Here is a 16,965-nt window from a genome sequence, read left to right as displayed (position 1 = left end):
CATGTCGCTCCGCCGCTCGTTCATTCTCGTCTTTTCCGCGCTTTTAACGGCTCTTGCGGCCTTTGCCGCAGCCTTTTCCTATTACAGCGCACGTCTTGAGGCGTGGAGCATCCTGGACTTCCAGCTCCAGCAGATCGCTCATGTGGTCGGCGATGGCAGCGGTCTTGAACCTCTGGCGAGCGCGGGAGCCTCCAGCGATGAGATTGTGGCTGTCAGGATCACTTTCGCGGATGCGCGAGCGACCCGAACGAACGATCCGCGTGTGGTTTTCCCACCACCCGCCTCTGGCGGATTCTCCACCTTTCTGGCGAATGGCGAGGAGTGGCGGCTTTTTACCGATAAGGGCGATCCAGCCCGTACCGTCATGGTCGCCCAGCGCACGGCCGAGCGCGATGAGCTTGCGGCGGACGCCGCCTGGAACACCGCATGGCCGTTCCTGCTGGCCATACCCCTGTCATGGCTTGCCGCCTATTGGCTGGTGGGTGCGATCATGGAGCGTCTCCATATCCTGGCCGGCCGGGTGGAAAGCCGCGTCGTGGAGGACATTGACCCTCTTTCGGTCAAGGACGCCCCTGTGGAGGTGCGTCCGCTGGTGCTGGCGATCAACCGCGCGTTTGACCGCGTCCGCGCCACGCTGGAGCAACAGCGTGCCTTTCTTGCAGATGCGGCCCATGAGCTCAGGACACCGATCACGGCACTTTCCCTCCAGATCGATAATCTCAGGCAGGCAGGGCAGCCGGAGGAGCGCGACGCGGCCGTCGCCGACCTGGAGGCCGGCGTGCGCAGGGCGACACAGGTGTCTACCCAGCTTCTCAGGTTGGCTCGCAGCGAGAGCGGCGAGGGGGCCGGCCGCGAGGCGGCCACAGTCCATCTTGGCGAAGCGCTTCAAGAGTGCCTGAGCCGGTTCCTGGCAGCGGCCGACGCAAAAGCGATCGATCTCGGCATGGTGCAATCGGTTCCCTGCGTGGTCAGGAGCGACCCCGTGGAACTGGCCGCCATCCTCGATATCGTCGTTGACAATGCGCTGCGATACACGCCGGACCACGGGCAAGTGGATCTTGCCGTGCTGACACGCAACGATCACGCGGTTCTCTCCGTGACCGACAACGGGCCGGGGATTGCAGCCGAACTGCGCGAGCGCGTGTTCGACCGCTTCTACCGTATCGATCCGTCTAAAACAGATGGAAGCGGCCTCGGCCTTGCGATCGCCCGCAATCTGGCCGGCCGCAACGGTGGCACCATCCGGCTGATGGACAATCCTGCAGGACGCGGCCTGCGGGTCGTTCTCGAATGGCCTCTCGCCTGATCCGGCGGCTCTAAGTTTCTCCCAAGCCTTGCGCCCCATGCTTTGAGCGTACCCCGACAGGTGCACGACAAACCAATGGAGACAAACACCATGAACCGTTCCGCCAAACTGATCTTCACCGCCCTCACGCTCGGCTCCGCAGCCTTCGTCGCGCAGGCCAATGCAGCCTCGCGCCCGTGCGAGGACGTATTGAAGGAATACCGCGCGGCCAAGGGGACCGCCAAGGTGTCGGCCGATGTGATGAAGAAGGCCGACGAGCTGGAAACCAAGGCGGTCGAGCGCTGCAATGCCGATGACGACAAGCGTGCCGACCAGTTCCTGCTGGACGCCATGAAGCTTCTTGGCAAGTAAGCCGCGCCCGTGACCTCAGGAGATACCAAGATGAGCACATCATTCAGTCAATCTGCCAGCCGCGTCCCCGAGGTCACGGTCGACTTCTGGCTGATCAAGCTGCTGGCGGTCACCATGGGGGAGACCGCAGCAGACTTTCTCAACGTCAACCTCGGCTATGGCCTTACCGCCACGTCGATTTTCATGGCCTGCGTGTTTCTCTGCGCACTCGCAATCCAGTTCTACCAGGGCAAGTATGTTCCGTGGTCGTACTGGCTGACGGTCGTCCTGATCAGCGTCGTGGGTACCCTTGTCACCGATAACCTCGTTGACAATTTCGGGGTCTCGCTGATGACCACCACGGTGGGCTTCAGCATTGCGCTCGCCGTCACCTTCGCCATTTGGTACGGGGTGGACCGCACGCTCTCCATCCACTCGATCCTGACGCCACGGCGCGAGAGCTTCTATTGGCTCGCCATCCTGTTCACCTTTGCCCTCGGCACATCGGTCGGCGACCAGGTCGCGGAACGCTTCGAGCTGGGCTACCTGAACACGGGCCTTCTGTTTGGCGGCATCATCGTGGTGATCGCGGTGGCCTATTACAAGTTCAAGCTGGATGCCACCACCGCCTTCTGGCTGGCCTACATCCTGACCCGCCCGCTCGGCGCATCCTTCGGCGCCCTCCTGTCCCAGCCGATGGAATATGGCGGCCTCGGCCTCGGCACCGTCACCACCAGTCTTGGCTTCCTCCTTGCCATCATAGCGACGGTCGTCTACGCCACAGCCCGCTACATGCGCGCGCCGATGCTTCCTTGAGATCCCAACAGAATAGCGCCCGCCGCAGAGAAGATGGCGATGGTTCGGGGGCGGGATGGGCCGCTTTCGGCGCAACCGGACGCCACGAGTTCCCACCGTTCCTTGAAAGAAGCGACGAGTTACGCTCTTCTGGTCTCGGCACGTTTACATGACCGGGAGGGCACGATTGGCGAACATTCCAGATAGTATGAAATCAGAACTCGCAGCCTGGAATGATGGTCGAGGGATCAGCCTCCGGGACTGGACCGCCAACAGCGGAAATTTCTCGCTCGCAGTAGGCTATTCAGAGATATTCTGGCCCCGCTTCGTCGCGTTTGAAAAATACGTTCTCGTTGACGGTTTCAATTTGGAGGGCTTGCGATCCTTTGAACGAAATCCTGAGGCAACGCGCCAGTCTATCGAATGGGTGATGAATCATTTTCACATCGCTGACATTCAGCACTCGGCATGCACGGATGTAGCCGGCGACAAGCTGGCGATCCTGGGCGAACGCCTGCGCGAAATCTACATCGCAAAGCTTGGGTGGCAATTTCCTGATCGTACATTCGTCGTAGAGCTTGTTCAGCCGGAGAGATCAGGTGAATTCGAAGATTATCAGATAAGCTTTTTCCAAGCATGATTTCCGTTATTGAAGTTCGCTTGACCGAGGACCCAACCACAAGCAGCGGGAATGAATCCCACTAAACCGCGCGAAAAGACTTTAAGCCTAGCCGGCTTCAGGCATCTCATGACAGCCAGTCCGGCAAGACCTCGATCAAATCCTGCGCGGGATCATGGGCGAGTTTGTCCAGCAGCGGCAGGTCTTGCGGACGTATCAGCCTTTGAGAGGAATCTGCTTCGCGCCACCGATCCCAATCGGAGGTTTCTCGGCCATTCAGCACGTAATGATCTCTGATGACATTGATCTTCACAAACCACAGGCCATTCACCTCACCGTGGCCAAATGCCTGAGGATCGACCGTCTCTCGACGGCATTTCAGCCAGGCCTCTCCTGCGGGCATGAAAAAGTCACGCGGTACGTCGGCTGGGTCGAACTTGATCTGTTTTTTCTCTTTCAGCATCCGGTCGATTTGCGCGTCGCTCAAATGCCAGCGTCTGGTTGCCGCGCTCCAATATTCACAAACCCAATGATCCTCCCATCCTGCCGAGAAGTAGGAGGCGAAGCCACAGCGCACGCGTGCGGGAACACTTTTGCTGCGAAGGATCGAAGACAATGCGAGTGCAAAATCGCGACACGTGCCGGTGGATCGTCTCTCTGCGGGACGCCGGCAGTGGAGCGGCTGAGGATCTCTGGCGAACACATCGTCGAAGCGTTGCGCGATCGGCAATGTTTTTCTCGCCGATGCGTCCAACCTTGTTTGGTCGAGACCGTATTCTGCTGCCCAATCGGCGTGAACGAGCACGCCTTGAATAATTTCATTCAATCGCCCGACCCCGTTCGGCAAATCCGCCATCAAAGGCCTGTGATGGATTGGATCGGACATCTGACTATGGTTGGTCCAGCGTTTCTTTTCCTCCATGTCGCTATGGTTGCCTTTCCCGTTGCGAGATCAAACCGGCAATGATTTTACCGCCGTCTGCAACATCGCAGGATAGGGAGTTTTGCGACAGCCACAATGACAGGTTTAGGCGATTCTGGATCTGGGCGAAAAGAGCGAGCGGGAACAATTTCAGCCGCGGCCGGGTTACTGTTCGGTGAGCCGTGCAGAGATGCTGAAGTAGCTTGGGAGGCAGCACTTCAATGCTTTGCCTCTGCACGGCTCAGCACCCTTACTTTCGCCAGATAACTTTGTTCCCTGGTCCGCGACGCGTTGCCCGATCGGCTGGCGGGGCAATCCCGGTCTCACGTCTATTGCTGGCTTACGCCTTCTTAAGGCGAACTAGGATTGTTTTCGGGTTATTCGGTGCGTGCTCTACATCGACGATACCTGACGACCTCACGAGATCCTTCAACTTGGGGAAGCCGTACTTGCGTGGTTTGAAGTCAGGCGCTTGCTTCACCAGATGCCCTCCCACTTCAGCTAGATTTGCTCGACCGTCTTGATCAGAAGTTGCGGTGATCGCTTTGGTCAACATGTCTCGTGTCGCTTTATCCAATCCAGCCTTTTTAGACGGCGCCTTCGTAGCCGTAGGTTTGGCCTGGACTGTGGTTTTTTGGGCGGGGGCCGCTGCTTCGTCGACTTCTGCAGCCTGAGCATTGAGGACGTCGAAATAGACGAATTTATTACAGGCCGTGATGAAGGAACGAGGCGTCTTCCTCCCACCGAACCCATAGACAGTGACGCATTGTTCCCGGATTCTCGCCGCCAGTCGCGCAAAATCGCTGTCACTGGAGATGATACAGAAGCCCGAGAAACGACCAGTATACAACAAGTCCATGGCGTCGATGATCATTGCGCCGTCGGTCGCGTTTTTTCCGGTCGTATAGGCGAATTGCTGAATAGGCTGGATTGAATATTCGAGCAGGCATTCCTTCCAGCCCTTTAGGTTCGGACCCGTCCAGTCGCCGTAGATGCGTTTGACGCTGGCCGTTCCGCAGTTGGCGATCTCCGCCATGAGACCGACGACGATCTTCGGCGAAGCGTTGTCGCCATCAATCAGCACCGCTAAGGTTCCGGAATTTTTTGCTGCCATTTACCTCTCCCCGCGTTGCTCGCAAAGTATACATTGTCCTGATTATTGCAACTACGATCCTGGATGACAGTACATCTATAGATCGCTAGAATGAAAAGTTCGCAGAAGCAGTCAACGCGAAGAATGTCAATCCTGATTGCTAAGATAAAGTGGGGCGCCAGCACTACGATGATCATCGGCCTTCGTCGCGCCGCGCATCAACGTGGCGTGCGGACGTTAGTGCTCGTCAGGTTCTTGCGGCGCTTGCTCCACAATACCGGTAAATCGTGCAATTTATGCCTAGCTCACTTACCCCTATCAGTGGCGTAAGCTATCCTGAAGAACCCGGGATGGAGAATATGACATGGCGAAGCTCGTCTTCGGAATGAACCTGTCGCTGGATGGCTACGTCGACCACCAGGAATTTGCGCCCGACGCCACCCTCTTTCGCCATTGGATCGAGCAGGTGCGCGGCCTGAGCGGTAGCCTCTACGGACGCCGCATGTACGAGGTCATGCGCTACTGGGACGATGACGATCCTGAATGGACCCCGGATTTACGCGACTTCGCGATGGCGTGGCGGAGCCAGCCGAAATGGGTGGTGTCGCGCTCGTTGCAGTCGGTCGGCCCCAATGCCACCCTTGTCGCGGAGGATGTCGAGGCGGCGATCCGCGGGCTGAAGGCCGGGCTTGCCGGGGAGATCCAAGTCGCCGGGCCGGACCTTGCGGGAAGCCTGACCGACCTCGGCCTTATCGATGAATATCGGCTCTACTTCCACCCCGTCGTGCTCGGCCGCGGCAAGCCGTTCTTCACCGGCCCCCGGCCGCCGCTCCGCCTTGTCGCCAGCGATCGGATCGGCGAGGAGGCGATCAGATTGACCTATGTTCCTGCCTGATCGGGCAATTTGCCGGATCGATCGCGTCGACGCGGCAGCCACGATGACTGATCCTCGTGCTTCTGCGCCGTGACTGCAGTCGGCGCGACGCGGTCATTTGGCTACCAGATGGGAAATGGCTGAGGTCTGCGATGCCATGCGTGGCATCAGCACGAGGCACGGCCGGGGCCAGTCGGACGGAGATCGGCGACGCTGGACTCATTGTCGTGAACAAGGCTTAATGCCGCGCGGGGATGGCTGGGGGATGCCGCTCGTGAGATCATCGTGGCAGAAGAATGGGAGTGCCGATGTTCTTGATGTCGTCGTCATCGGCGCCGGCTGGGCGGGCCTCGGTGTCAGCTATTGGCTGGCACGGCGGGGCCTGCGTCATAGCGTCCTGGAGCGGGGTCGCATAGGCGAGACCTGGCGCACGCAGCGCTGGGAGTCCTTTCGGATGAATACGCCCAACGTGCAGACCGTCATGCCTGGCGACCGCTATGAGGGTCCGGATCCCTATGGTGTTTTCACGCGCGATCAGTTCGTCGCTCTCCTTGAAGACTTCGCCGGCCGCAACGGGCTGCCGATCGAAGCGGATACCGCGGTGAGCGAACTCGCGCGGGAGGATGGCGTCTATCGGCTGACCACCTCGCAGGGCACGCTTCGGGCGCGGAAGGTGATCGTCGCAAGCGGCAACCTGAATTGTCCCGTGCGCCCGATCCCGCCAGATGCATTGCCGCCTGACCTTTGCCAGATCGACGCTTCCGGCTATCGCAGCGCTGCCGATCTGCCCGGCGGAGCAGTGCTGGTGGTCGGAAGCGGCCAATCGGGCGCCCAGATCGTGGAGGAGCTGGCGGAAGCGGGCCGGACGGTCTTCCTTGCGACCAGTCGCGTCGGGCGGCTTCCACGCCGCTATCGGGGTCGCGACATCATGATCTGGCTCCTCGAAAGCGGGCTTCTCGACGTGCGGCGAGAGGAGGTCATTCGGCTTGCGGGACGCATCCCGCCGCGTGGTGTGCTCGGATCGGAACACACGATCAGCCTTCAAGGGCTTGGCGCACAGGGTATCGTGCTTCTCGGGCGATTGACCGGGGTTGCGGGTGGCGGCCGCCTCTCTTTCGCCGACGATCTCGAAACGAATGTTCGTTTTGCGGATGAAGCCTCTGACAATGCCAAACGCCATATTGACGACTATGTCGGCCGCACCGGGATCGACGCACCGGTTTCGCAGCCCGACCCGGCGGAGACGGTCGCGTGGCGTCGGCCGGACCCGGCTATCAATTCGCTCGATCTCTCCCTATCCGGCATCACCAGCCTGGTGTGGTGCACGGGCTTCAAGGGCGATTTCAGCTTTATGAGACTTCCCGGTGCGCTGGATGCTGCCGGGCAGCCCGTTCACGCCGATGGGGTGGGCGTCTTGCCGGGCCTCTACTTTGCCGGACTGGATTTCGCCTCCACACGCAAGTCAGGCATCATATTGGCAATCACCGAAGAAGCGCCCCGCCTCGTCGAACACCTCATAGGGCATTCGTGACCGGCGCGGTGCCAACGATGATCAATTTATTCTGAGCCGCATCGCTGCAAATGCCTGATGGCACTTTTGGTTTTCCATGGATGTCCGCTCTCGGCCCATTGCTGACTTAATGTCCGATGTGATCAAATCGGCATCCAACCAATAACGCCGATGACCGTTTGGAGATAAACTTAATGACGGGCAGACCATCGACTTCGAAGATCGTCCTGGCCACAGCCTTCCTTATCGCTCTGTTCTTGTCCAGCGGAGCAATCATAGACTTGGGCTATGGGTGGTTGACAGCACCTTTTGATAATGCAGCCAGCTTCTCTGCCAAGGCTCTTTCGGCCGAAGAAGAGATACGCTGCAAAAGTGTAACACATGAGGCCCTCATCGCCGGTGCCGCAGACCGTTATGTCCAAGCCGGAATCGCTCATGAAATCGGTCATCAGCGGACGGCGAGCAATCCGTGGCGCTATACGTCCGTGTCCAATTTCCTGGCGATCAATCCCGACTGTTGCGAAGTCTTGGTGACCGTTCCCGGCGATTATTCGCCTGAGACGCAGAGCCTCGGAGCCCCGCATTCCGATCCCCCTCGACTGTATGCAGTGAGGATCGCTTTCAAGGAATGGAGGAGCGATGAGGACACTTTCACGAGGCGTGAAGTCGTTCTCGTGAATTGCTTCGGAAAGGCCGGCGGGGGCGTAAGCTTCGATTTGAGACGAGGTGTCCTTTGACCGCTTTTGGCGGCCGAAGGCTATTGTCGGCCCTGAGCGGACGTCACGCCAGTGTCATGCATCTTTCATAGACGTAAAAATGATCCCCGCGCGAAAGACCTACCGCGATGGCCGAAGCCCGTGATGTATTCAAGGAAATTTCCGGTACATTCTACCGCTCTGTTGTGACGGATAGAGTTCACCAAGTGTTGGACCCGCCGGGACCGAACAGTGCAGGGCGCTATCATCGTCCTGGCGAGCGGACCCTTTACACGAGCGCCGCATTGGAGTGGTCCATACGCGCTATAGCTGGCTACATGCGCGAGAACGGATATCCGCGCGTTGTCGTTCCGCTGAGGGTCGTCGACGCGATGGTACTCGACCAGCATGATGAAGAGGCTTGTAAACGCCTCGGGATAGATCGCGAGTAATCTAACGAATCTTGGCGAACAGCATTGTCGGAAGGACGCGAACCGGCGTCGTGGCGGGCTGTCAATATTGCGCGAGCAGCAGGCGCAGACGGCATCATCGACAGGTCTCGCATGATACCCGGTGGGTGGCATCTCAACCTATTCCGCTGGAATGAGACCGATGGGCCGCTTGTTGAAGTGTGTGGTGATCCGGTGGAAATCGTCCTGTCAACAGACGGACCGAAGTGGGACCTATAGACAGCCACATCGGTGATTACAGTGTATCATCCAGATGTCGCCTACTGGCGCGATACCGACAAACCTATAGCATCGCGGCTATAGCTCGCCATGCCTTCTGCCCAAGCCTTGCATCGGCTTCGTCAGTTCCGCCGTATGCGTGGAGGGTTGATCGTGGCGTCGTCTCGCCGGGAAATAGAATGCGATGCCCAGCATCTTGATCAAAGATCAGCGTTGCCGATCTGCCATGCGCATGCCTGGACTGAACTATCTCCCGAGCAAAATCGTCCGATGGCCAGAGCGCATCGCTACCGCCAGCGACAAGGATCAAATCAGCGGCTGAATTTTCGACTGGAATTCGTGCTCGTCTATTCGCTTGAAGATCGTTTGTGAGGCATCTTTCAAAAAATGACCGATAGGAAACGAGTCCATCCCGGTATTCCTTCTGCCAGTTGATATCGGCGGGAACGAAGTCTAGTGGGGCTCTACCAAACGACCAAGATGAACGCTCAGGCCAAGCTATTCTGTCAACGCCCGCGCCAATGTTGCCCCAAACCACAGAACTAGGACTAATTGCTATGACTGCGTTGATACGCTGATCAATGGTCGAAGCAAGCAGGGCTGCTTCAGCGCCCTTCGAGGTTCCAACCATAACTATTCGTTCACATCCTCTGGACACCAGAAGGTCCGTTCCGTCGATGAAAGTCTCAAGGGGTATTTCGCAGATTCCTGGCGATTGATTAGCTCCTCCAAACCATTGCAACGCCAGTGTGCGAGCCCCGACTTCTGCCAACAATCCCGCCCTTGCCGTATCGACTCTGCCGCTGGAGCCGCCGAGAACGATCACTCCAGTTTTTCCGGAATTAACGCCTTGAAGGAAAGCGCCTCTAACCTTGCCGTCCAGTTGCTCGATGTCGTAGGCGATCACTTTCAGCCCCAGTTTAATAATCGATCTGGCGGATCACGATCCTGGATGGATCACACGTCAACTTCCGCTTGTGGCCTTGCCAACGCCTTTGGTCTGCTGTCGGCCCGAAGCGGTCATGGCACGTGCCGCAAAGGCCGGCCAGCGTTGCCGAAATTGGCCATTCGGCAAATCAGCTCGCGAAGTAGCGCGTTGGCGTTGTGCCCAATGCCTTCTTGAACATGACGATAAAGGCGGTAGCAGATTCGTATCCCAAGTCGCTCGACACCCTCTGGACCGTCGCGCCGCTGGCCAGTTCGCGCAATGCGATGACCAGGTGCAGTTGCCGCCGCCATCGGCCGAAGGTCAGCCCCGTTTCCTGGACCATCAGCCGCTTCAGGGATCGCTCACTCATGGCAACGTGTGCCGCCCAATCGACCAGGGTGCGACGGTCGCTCGGCTCCGCCATCAGGGCAGCGGTGATCGCGTTGATTTTGGGATGGCTGGAAGCGGGCAACTCCAGGCCCTGTATCGGCATCTGCGTGAGTTCGTCCAACAAGACCCGCACCAGACGGCCAACATGATCGTCCGGAGCAGAGTTGACCGATACATCCGCCAGTCGGAGGATCATCTCGCGGAGCATCGGCGACACAGACAAAGTGCAGCACTCCTGCGGCAGCGTCGCCGCGTCGGGTTGAACGAACAGATAGGACAGGCGTGCGTTGGACGTGACCAGGTTGCTATGCGGTATGCCGCCGGGTATCCAGACTCCGCAGTCCGGTGGGACAATCCAGAGGCCATTCTCCGTCCTGCATGTGACTGCCCCGTGCAAGGCCAAAATGAGCTGCCCTTGCTTGTGCTGGTGCTGGGGCACCTCAGCTTCATAGTCACTGAAGTCGAGGCGGACAGCGACAGCCAGGCGATCCGACCAGTCTGGATCGAAGTCGTCGTAGCAGGAACGCAGCAGTTTTGCGGATTGGCCCAATTTGGAGATCATTTGGCATTATCTCCAAATTCTTGCGGACTGCCATAGTCTATTATCGGGCGGTCAACAATCGAATGGAGACTGTCATGCGAATTTCTGTCGTCGGCGCAACGGGACGAATTGGCGCTAAGCTGACCCGGACCCTGCTGAGCGCCGGGCATCAGGTCAGAGCGTTGTCGAGAGGTGGCCCAGGGTTGGACGGGTTGGTCGCGCTTGGAGCAGAGCCATTCCTGGGAAGCTTTGACACAGGAGAGGGAGACCTTGACCAATTTTTCCACGATGCAGATGCTGCGTTCCTGATGGTGAAGACCGATTGGAACAACATCGAGGGACACTACCCCGCTGTTGCCCAGCGCTTTGTCGATGCGCTTGAAAAATCCTCCGTCAAACTGGCCGTAAGCCTGACGGCCATGGGTTCGGACGTGAAGGGGAAGACGGGTCATTTCGAGTGCTTCCACGATCTGGACGAAAAGCTCAACGAACTCGGCAATATCAATTTGGTCCACCTGCGCGCCGCCTGGTTCATGGACGACGTGGCAATGTGGACGAGGCCGGTTGCCAAATACGGTCGAATTGCCTGGTTCTGTAAACCTGATTTGAAGATGCCCTGGGTGGCCACCGATGACATTGCATGGCTGGCAGCGAAGGAACTGACCAATCCGACGGGCAGACACCGCGTCTATCTCGAAGTTGGCTCGGAAGATGTCTCGATGAACGAACTGGCCGTGCTCATTGGCAAGAAGATCGGCAGTCCGGTGGAGTATCGATACATCGAGACGACCCGCAAAGACGTGGAAGCTGAATTTCTGGCGCGGTTCGGGACGCCGGAGAAATGGCAGGACGACACCCTGACTGCTAACGCTTTGAACAATGGCATCGTAAAGTTCCATGGGGAGCACGAGGATCGCCCAAAATTGCCCACAACGATGGAGGTGTTCATTGGCGAGGTTTGGAAGCCGCGTTACCTGGAGGCAGTCAAAGCGGGAGACGAACGAGAGACGTTTCCCATGTGGACTGCCAGGGACTAGCTGGATGTCACGCTTGTTTTTTGCCCCCCAGCAATCTCCAGTCTTTGTTGGACGCTGCCGCAAATTATTAAGTTGCGGCAGCTATATGACCGCAATTGGCGCGTTCCTGCCAAAACCGGAGGCCGGCTATCGGCCCCGTGCGGTCATACCTTCCTCAGCAAGTCTGTGAGGCAGTCAGGGGATACGGTGTCGCTGGTTTCTCCAAGCTCTTGCTCAGACCACCAGCGATGATCGGCCATCACGTCTCGCTCATTCTCGGTCCAACCGGCGTCGGAGACGGAAGGCCGGAATGCTGCATATGTCAGGATTTCTGCGACATGCCGCCCATGTACTGATCAAGATGGCTCTTCCACAGCGCTGGTTTGAACATCAAAGCGTGGCCCATGGGCGCAGCAATGAACTCTCCCTGTCCGCCAGCCGATAAAAACCTTTCGAAATTACCTCGGCAGTGCTCGATCCGATAGTACTGGTCATGGATTCCGTGCAGCCAAAGCGTCGGAATTCCGGAAGTTGCGCCACGTTCAAATAGGCTCGGATTTACACTTTCATGTTTGCGGCAACCCTTGCCCAGCCACCCACCATAACCGGTTCGCGCAGGTTCAGCCTCTCAGTGAGAAGCAAAGGAAATCGGCTTTTCGATTGGGTCACAGGGTCAGTCTTCCTGCGACTTCTTATAAGCCTCGACTATCTCTTCGAGCGAGACCCCATCGATAGAAGACGTTACAACGCGCCCTGTGGCGACGGAACGCCGACGCGAATGGCCTGCGAAAAAGACGGCGAAAGACCGTCCTCGTGCGCTCTTGCCGCGATGTGTGCGGCCGACCGCAGTTGCGACAAGGGAACAGAGATGTCCAGCGCGCGCCGGTCAAAGGCGTATTCCGGCAGGTATCCGTTGACGATGAGGCGCCAGTCCATCGGCACGGCGTCGCCTGTCACACGCATCATCTTGACGATGGTCGTCGTGCAATTGGTCGTCAGCGAATTGTAGAAGGCGGGCCTGGCTGCGAGCGCGTTTGCGTCGGAGACGTACTCGCGCAGAAGAAGCCTCGCAGCCGCCGGCGTCGCCCTCAGGCGGTAGATCTGGACGTCCTCACCGCGAAAATTGGAGCGGAGGCCGATCACATCCCTTTCGTCTGCCGCGATGATGACCAGAGGACTTCTTTTGAAGAGGTCCGCCAGCGGTGAGAACGAACCTCCGGAAAGGCGACGCACTTCGATAGACCACGCCAGATAACGGCCGTCGTCGAAGCCGAAGCTCATTATGACATGCGCGATGGTCGGACCTGACCAGTACGACATGAACATGTCGACGCTCTTCAGCTTGTTCAGGTCGTAACTGCGCGTCGTCCATCGTTCCGTGAAGTCGGTGGCACTGCGCCACTCGAAATCGCGGACATTTGTCAGCGTCAACAGATCACCGTCGAATTCGCCGGTGACCTGACGAGCAACATCCGGAGCCCACGCGCCATTTGCCTGCGGCTCGATCGTGCTCCACCAGAAGAGGACAATGACGAACGCGGCCGCAAACGCGAGGACTGCACGAATGCGTCTCCTGCCAAAGAGCGCCACGATGACGGAGGCGCCAAAAAGCCCGAACAAGATGGCGCTGGCTTGCCTGCCGACCTCAGGCAACGGCAAGCGGTACCAAAGCGCGAGCGACGACCAGGCAACGGCAACGGCGACGACTGACAGGAGCACTGCAATGACGATCGCACGGACCGGTCGAACCATTTTGCTTTTCCAAACGAGTTTGAAGCGTTCGTCCTGATCGTTGGACCCTATCGGTTTCCGGACTTGAAGCCTAGAACCTATCCGAAGCGACGGGCTCCGGATTCTCTATTTTGGTATGGCTTGAATTCCGCTGGCAAGCGGCCCCTCGCTTTTTCCGGCGCTGAACGATATGCACGATCTTGCCTGATCCAACATGAAGAGCATCCGATGATCCACGAATTGCGCATCTATACATGTCTGCCGGGGAGGCTGCCGGCACTGCAGCAGCGTTTCGAGACCGCGACGCTGGCGATCTGGGAACGCCTCGGCATCCGCTCACTCGGCTTCTGGACGACGATGATCGGTTCTTCCAGCAACGATCTGACCTACCTGCTCGAATGGCGGTCGCTGGCGGAGCGCGAGCAGAAATGGGCCGAGTTCATGGCCGATCGCGAGTGGCAGGAAGCGAAGGCGAAGAGCGAGGCGGATGGGCAGATCGTCGCCAACATCGTCAGTTCGCTGCTGCAGCCGACACGCTTCTACCGCGGCTTCTCCAAACCGTCGGAATAACGGCCAGAAACTCCGCACGCAATTGATTGAGAAGTGTTTTCGGATGTGTTTCGGCGTGGAAGTTTTGTACGCCGGTTGACAGAGGAGGCTTCCGGCGATCGACGCACGAGATGGCTGCGCAGTTGCTTCGACCGCCGACGTCGATCCAAGCTACACCGCTTTGGCGCAGATCAATCAAATGTCCGCTTTTCGGCCTATTGGCCCTAGAATCGGACGGTCTCCTTCCGGCCCCAAATCCGTCACCCATCGAGCGGGAGCCGACGTCCGCAAATGGCGCAATCTGCACGAGGCGGACTTCCGCCGGGGCCGCCGCCATCTCGACCATCAAGCGGAAACATGACAATTGCAGAACAGCGCAGCCATCGTTCGTTGATCCCGCAAAAAGGAAACGCCAGAGCAAAACCCTGGCGTTTCGGTTCAGGCCACCAGACCCTTGGTCAGCTCCGACGCCTGCCGCTCGAACAGTTGGCGGTAGATGCCGTCGCTGCGGCGGATCAGCGCCTGGTGGTCGCCTCTTCGAGGATCTTGCCCTTGTCGAAGACCAGCAGAGATAGGGAGTTTTGCGACAGCTACAGTGACTGGTTGGCGCTTCTGCGTCATGACGGCCATCGGTCGAACTTGTGTGAAAACTCCAGCGTAACCAAGCAAGTGCGTCATTGGTTTCAGCGTGACGGGATCGGTTCAGAGCCTGCGAGCTTCCAGACGCCGCTTATCGCGCCCGACATAGTCGGAGCCCAGCTTTGTCAGACGGAATTGTCGTTTCTGAAATTCCCCGCGGATCAGGATGAAGCCTTGCTCTTCGGCTTCGCTCAATGTCTTAAGGCTTGTGCCTTTAGGGGGAGACTGCCAATCCACGCCATCGGCGCTGTGCAGCAATACCATTATCTTGATAATCGTGTTTCTCCATGGCTGATGCAGACAGCCGCACTGCGTCGCTTCGCCAATCCGCTGGCTCCGCTTTCTTGATTTGCCACCATCCGGTAAAAAGTAAGCGGTGTTCCCGGGTCACGGTTTGACGCTGGCTTGGGTCTGACCGATACCAGCCGATTCATCGGCCCGTAACGCTTTCTTGATCTCGATAGCAGCATCAACGAAACTGTCGAACTCTTCTGCATCGAAAGGGTAATATTGATAGTTGCCCGATGCTTTAGAGGCTAACACCACATAGACGCCGCCGCTTCCGCTATCGCGTTTAATACGCAAGGACATAATGCAACTGCCGTTCATAATTTGAACGTCTGATTGTCGGATTATCTTTCCAGTCAGCACTCTCTTCAATGATTTAAACAGTCCCGCCATCAACCCTTAGAACTCCAACAGCAACATAGTCAGACCTAGCTCGTTTCTCATTGGTATCATCGTGTACAGCGGAACGAAAGCTTAGCGGTTTATCGCGGTGCTTTCATTTTACGGCTCAGGTTGTGCTCGGACAGATAGGCCCATGGTAGAAGAGTGTCGATCTGACTGTTCGGGTGGCCGTTGACGATCTTGGTGAGCACATCGATGAGATAGCCGAGCGGTTCGACATCGTTGAGCTTGGCCGTCTCTATGAGTAATGCGATGGTCGCCCAGTGCTCGGCCCCAGCGTCGGAACCCGCGAAGAGGGCATTTTTCCGATTGAGAGCAATTGGCCTGATAGATCGCTCGACTGCGTTGGAGTCGATTTCGATGCGGCCGTCATCGATGAACCTGGTCAGCCCATCCCAGCGCGACAAGGTGTATCGGATTGCTTCGGCCAGTTTTGTCTTCTGGCTGATGAGGCCGAGCTGTTCGGTGAGCCAGGAAGCAAGACTGTCGGTGATCGGGCGGCTCTTCTCCTGTCGGACGGCGCGGCGTTCGTCTTGGGCGCGGCCACGGATGTCGTCTTCAGTCCTGTAGAGTTCGGCAATACGCCGTAGCGCCTCGGTGGCAATGGGTGCGGGACCGGCAGCGGCCAGTTCATAGAAGCGACGTCGAACGTGAGACCAGCAGAATGCCAGGGACACGGCATTTTTGGCCGCAAGCGGTCGATAACCACTGTAACCATCGACCTGCAGGACTCCGACGAAGCCTTCGAGATGAGTCATCGGGCGCTCGGCCTTGCGATCCGGTGCATAGATATAAACGACACCCGGCGGATCACTTCCCTGCCACGGCCGGTCATCACGCGCATAGGCCCAGAGTTGGCCGGTCTTGGTCTTGCCACGCCCCGGATCGAGCACCGGTGCTGTCGTCTCGTCCGCGAAGAGCTTGGATGATGTCTTCAACACGTCGAGCAGCCGTTGATGGACCGGACGAAGGTGCCAAGCGGCACGGCCAACCCAGTCGGCAAGCGTCGAGCGGTCGAGGTCGATCCCTTGCCGCTTGTAGATTTGCGCCTGACGATAGAGCGGTAAGTGGTCGGCATATTTGGAGACTAGAACCTGGGCAACAGTTGCTTCGGTCGGAATGCCGCGTTCGATTAATCGGGCGGGAGCCGGAGCCTGGACGACGACATCCTCGCAGGCCCGGCAGCCGTACTTCGGACGGCGAACAACCAGTACCCGGAACTGGGCCGGAACAATGTCCAGCTTTTCGCTGATGTCTTCTCCGATCCGATGCAAATCATGATGGCAACCTGGGCAGGCATGATCATCGATATCAACGACCATCTCGATCCTTGGCAGGTGAGCTGGAAGCGAGCCTCGGTTCGTTCGCCGTTTGGCGACCCGCGTCTGGCGCAGATCGGTTGAGGCCTGTTCTTTCTCCTCCAGTCCGTCCGCCTCGACCTGTTCGGCCTCTTCCAAGCCCAGGAGAAGCTGATCCTCGGGAAGCGTTTCGGCGCGGCGACCAAAACGATGACGCTGCAGTTCCTTGATAATCTGCCGTAAGCGAGCATTCTCCGCCTCGCGCGAAAGCACCATAGCTTTCAGCGCGTTCAGGTCATCCGGAAGCTCGTCCGCTCTGATCGTCATGGGCAAAGAACAGCATATTCAGC

Annotated in this window: 17 protein-coding genes and 1 pseudogene; 10 read left to right on the top strand and 8 right to left on the bottom strand. The window is 58.2% G+C overall.

Annotated features, from left to right (window positions below; translation table 11 throughout):
• Position 1: 1 nt before the first annotated feature.
• The 4 genes from HJB83_RS14660 to HJB83_RS14645 all read left to right on the top strand — a co-directional run bounded on the left by HJB83_RS14660 (position 2) and on the right by HJB83_RS14645 (position 3,071).
• Positions 2–1,306, top strand: coding sequence for a HAMP domain-containing sensor histidine kinase (locus HJB83_RS14660; protein ID WP_221132195.1), 1,305 nt, complete (start codon positions 2–4; stop codon positions 1,304–1,306).
• Between the two features lie 90 nt (positions 1,307–1,396).
• Positions 1,397–1,657 (top strand): hypothetical protein, encoded by a 261-nt coding sequence (locus HJB83_RS14655; protein WP_221132193.1) that lies wholly within the window; start codon positions 1,397–1,399, stop codon positions 1,655–1,657.
• Positions 1,658–1,687: 30 nt separating this feature from the next.
• Complete coding sequence (locus HJB83_RS14650; RefSeq protein ID WP_221132191.1) at positions 1,688–2,452, top strand: hypothetical protein; 765 nt, start codon at positions 1,688–1,690, stop codon at positions 2,450–2,452.
• Between the two features lie 166 nt (positions 2,453–2,618).
• Positions 2,619–3,071, top strand: a complete 453-nt coding sequence (locus HJB83_RS14645; protein ID WP_221116982.1) for a hypothetical protein — start codon at positions 2,619–2,621, stop codon at positions 3,069–3,071.
• A 106-nt stretch (positions 3,072–3,177) separates the two neighbouring features.
• Here HJB83_RS14645 and HJB83_RS14640 read toward each other — a convergent pair whose 3' ends face one another.
• Together HJB83_RS14640 and HJB83_RS14635 are read right to left on the bottom strand one after the other, a co-directional pair.
• The gene (locus HJB83_RS14640; RefSeq protein WP_221116983.1) at positions 3,178–3,972 is read right to left on the bottom strand and encodes a transglutaminase domain-containing protein; all 795 of its coding nucleotides are present in this window, start codon (positions 3,970–3,972) and stop codon (positions 3,178–3,180) included.
• 340 nt (positions 3,973–4,312) lie between these two features.
• Complete coding sequence (locus tag HJB83_RS14635) at positions 4,313–5,086, bottom strand: NYN domain-containing protein (protein ID WP_207583330.1); 774 nt, start codon at positions 5,084–5,086, stop codon at positions 4,313–4,315.
• 343 nt (positions 5,087–5,429) lie between these two features.
• Between HJB83_RS14635 and HJB83_RS14630 the strand changes: the two genes are divergently transcribed.
• From HJB83_RS14630 to HJB83_RS14620, 3 genes are all read left to right on the top strand, one after another.
• Positions 5,430–5,960: a dihydrofolate reductase family protein gene (locus HJB83_RS14630; protein WP_207583331.1), complete on the top strand. Its 531-nt coding sequence runs from the start codon at positions 5,430–5,432 to the stop codon at positions 5,958–5,960.
• A gap of 244 nt (positions 5,961–6,204) precedes the next feature.
• Positions 6,205–7,470: an NAD(P)/FAD-dependent oxidoreductase gene (locus HJB83_RS14625; RefSeq protein WP_221116984.1), complete on the top strand. Its 1,266-nt coding sequence runs from the start codon at positions 6,205–6,207 to the stop codon at positions 7,468–7,470.
• 173 nt (positions 7,471–7,643) lie between these two features.
• A complete protein-coding gene (locus HJB83_RS14620; RefSeq protein WP_207583333.1) occupies positions 7,644–8,186 on the top strand; it encodes a hypothetical protein in 543 nt (180 codons plus the stop codon).
• Positions 8,187–8,897: 711 nt separating this feature from the next.
• On the opposite strand, the gene HJB83_RS14615 is transcribed toward HJB83_RS14620, so the two are convergent.
• A complete protein-coding gene (locus HJB83_RS14615; protein ID WP_221116985.1) occupies positions 8,898–9,740 on the bottom strand; it encodes an acyl-CoA thioester hydrolase/BAAT C-terminal domain-containing protein in 843 nt (280 codons plus the stop codon).
• Positions 9,741–9,909: 169 nt separating this feature from the next.
• Positions 9,910–10,713 carry a helix-turn-helix domain-containing protein gene (locus HJB83_RS14610; RefSeq protein ID WP_221116986.1) on the bottom strand — a complete coding sequence of 268 codons (804 nt, stop codon included), beginning with the start codon at positions 10,711–10,713 and terminating at the stop codon, positions 9,910–9,912.
• Positions 10,714–10,787: 74 nt separating this feature from the next.
• On the opposite strand from HJB83_RS14610, the gene HJB83_RS14605 reads away from it, so the two are divergent.
• Positions 10,788–11,729, top strand: coding sequence for an NmrA family NAD(P)-binding protein (locus tag HJB83_RS14605; RefSeq protein WP_221116987.1), 942 nt, complete (start codon positions 10,788–10,790; stop codon positions 11,727–11,729).
• A gap of 720 nt (positions 11,730–12,449) precedes the next feature.
• On the opposite strand, the gene HJB83_RS14600 is transcribed toward HJB83_RS14605, so the two are convergent.
• Positions 12,450–13,460 (bottom strand): DUF4105 domain-containing protein, encoded by a 1,011-nt coding sequence (locus HJB83_RS14600; protein WP_221159565.1) that lies wholly within the window; start codon positions 13,458–13,460, stop codon positions 12,450–12,452.
• A 207-nt stretch (positions 13,461–13,667) separates the two neighbouring features.
• Between HJB83_RS14600 and HJB83_RS14595 the strand changes: the two genes are divergently transcribed.
• Positions 13,668–14,009 (top strand): NIPSNAP family protein, encoded by a 342-nt coding sequence (locus tag HJB83_RS14595; protein ID WP_207583338.1) that lies wholly within the window; start codon positions 13,668–13,670, stop codon positions 14,007–14,009.
• Positions 14,010–14,426: 417 nt separating this feature from the next.
• On the opposite strand, the pseudogene HJB83_RS34105 reads toward HJB83_RS14595, so the two are convergent.
• Positions 14,427–14,557 (bottom strand): annotated as a pseudogene (locus HJB83_RS34105) (ATP-binding/permease fusion ABC transporter); the annotation flags it as partial.
• Between HJB83_RS34105 and HJB83_RS34715 the strand changes: the two are divergent.
• Positions 14,541–14,975: a hypothetical protein gene (locus tag HJB83_RS34715; protein ID WP_405048991.1), complete on the top strand. Its 435-nt coding sequence runs from the start codon at positions 14,541–14,543 to the stop codon at positions 14,973–14,975. The pseudogene HJB83_RS34105 and the gene HJB83_RS34715 sit on opposite strands and share 17 nt — an antisense overlap.
• A 39-nt stretch (positions 14,976–15,014) precedes the next feature.
• Here the strand turns inward: HJB83_RS34715 and HJB83_RS14585 are convergent, their stop codons facing one another.
• Both HJB83_RS14585 and tnpC read right to left on the bottom strand, forming a co-directional pair.
• Entirely contained in the window at positions 15,015–15,308 is a 294-nt protein-coding gene (locus HJB83_RS14585; protein WP_207583341.1) for a hypothetical protein, read from the bottom strand.
• Positions 15,309–15,397: 89 nt separating this feature from the next.
• Positions 15,398–16,942, bottom strand: coding sequence for an IS66 family transposase (gene tnpC / locus HJB83_RS14580; RefSeq protein WP_221117067.1), 1,545 nt, complete (start codon positions 16,940–16,942; stop codon positions 15,398–15,400).
• Between the last annotated feature and the right edge of the window lie 23 nt (positions 16,943–16,965).

The organism is Rhizobium sp. NZLR11, assembly GCF_019685115.1.
Lineage (GTDB): Bacteria > Pseudomonadota > Alphaproteobacteria > Rhizobiales > Rhizobiaceae > Rhizobium.
This window is presented reverse-complemented; position numbering and strand designations above follow the sequence as displayed.

What these genes read in the sequence shown, in the direction of transcription:
- HJB83_RS14660 (WP_221132195.1), top strand. Translation starts at nt 2, where the DNA reads ATGTCGCTCCGCCGCTCGTTCATTCTCGTCTTTTCCGCGCTTTTAACG.
- HJB83_RS14655 (WP_221132193.1), top strand. Translation starts at nt 1,397, where the DNA reads ATGAACCGTTCCGCCAAACTGATCTTCACCGCCCTCACGCTCGGCTCC.
- HJB83_RS14650 (WP_221132191.1), top strand. Translation starts at nt 1,688, where the DNA reads ATGAGCACATCATTCAGTCAATCTGCCAGCCGCGTCCCCGAGGTCACG.
- HJB83_RS14640 (WP_221116983.1), bottom strand. Translation starts at nt 3,972, where the DNA reads ATGGAGGAAAAGAAACGCTGGACCAACCATAGTCAGATGTCCGATCCA.
- HJB83_RS14635 (WP_207583330.1), bottom strand. Translation starts at nt 5,086, where the DNA reads ATGGCAGCAAAAAATTCCGGAACCTTAGCGGTGCTGATTGATGGCGAC.
- HJB83_RS14630 (WP_207583331.1), top strand. Translation starts at nt 5,430, where the DNA reads ATGGCGAAGCTCGTCTTCGGAATGAACCTGTCGCTGGATGGCTACGTC.
- HJB83_RS14625 (WP_221116984.1), top strand. Translation starts at nt 6,205, where the DNA reads ATGCCGCTCGTGAGATCATCGTGGCAGAAGAATGGGAGTGCCGATGTT.
- HJB83_RS14620 (WP_207583333.1), top strand. Translation starts at nt 7,644, where the DNA reads ATGACGGGCAGACCATCGACTTCGAAGATCGTCCTGGCCACAGCCTTC.
- HJB83_RS14610 (WP_221116986.1), bottom strand. Translation starts at nt 10,713, where the DNA reads ATGATCTCCAAATTGGGCCAATCCGCAAAACTGCTGCGTTCCTGCTAC.
- HJB83_RS14605 (WP_221116987.1), top strand. Translation starts at nt 10,788, where the DNA reads ATGCGAATTTCTGTCGTCGGCGCAACGGGACGAATTGGCGCTAAGCTG.
- HJB83_RS14600 (WP_221159565.1), bottom strand. Translation starts at nt 13,460, where the DNA reads ATGGTTCGACCGGTCCGTGCGATCGTCATTGCAGTGCTCCTGTCAGTC.
- HJB83_RS14595 (WP_207583338.1), top strand. Translation starts at nt 13,668, where the DNA reads ATGATCCACGAATTGCGCATCTATACATGTCTGCCGGGGAGGCTGCCG.
- HJB83_RS14585 (WP_207583341.1), bottom strand. Translation starts at nt 15,308, where the DNA reads ATGGCGGGACTGTTTAAATCATTGAAGAGAGTGCTGACTGGAAAGATA.
- tnpC (WP_221117067.1), bottom strand. Translation starts at nt 16,942, where the DNA reads ATGACGATCAGAGCGGACGAGCTTCCGGATGACCTGAACGCGCTGAAA.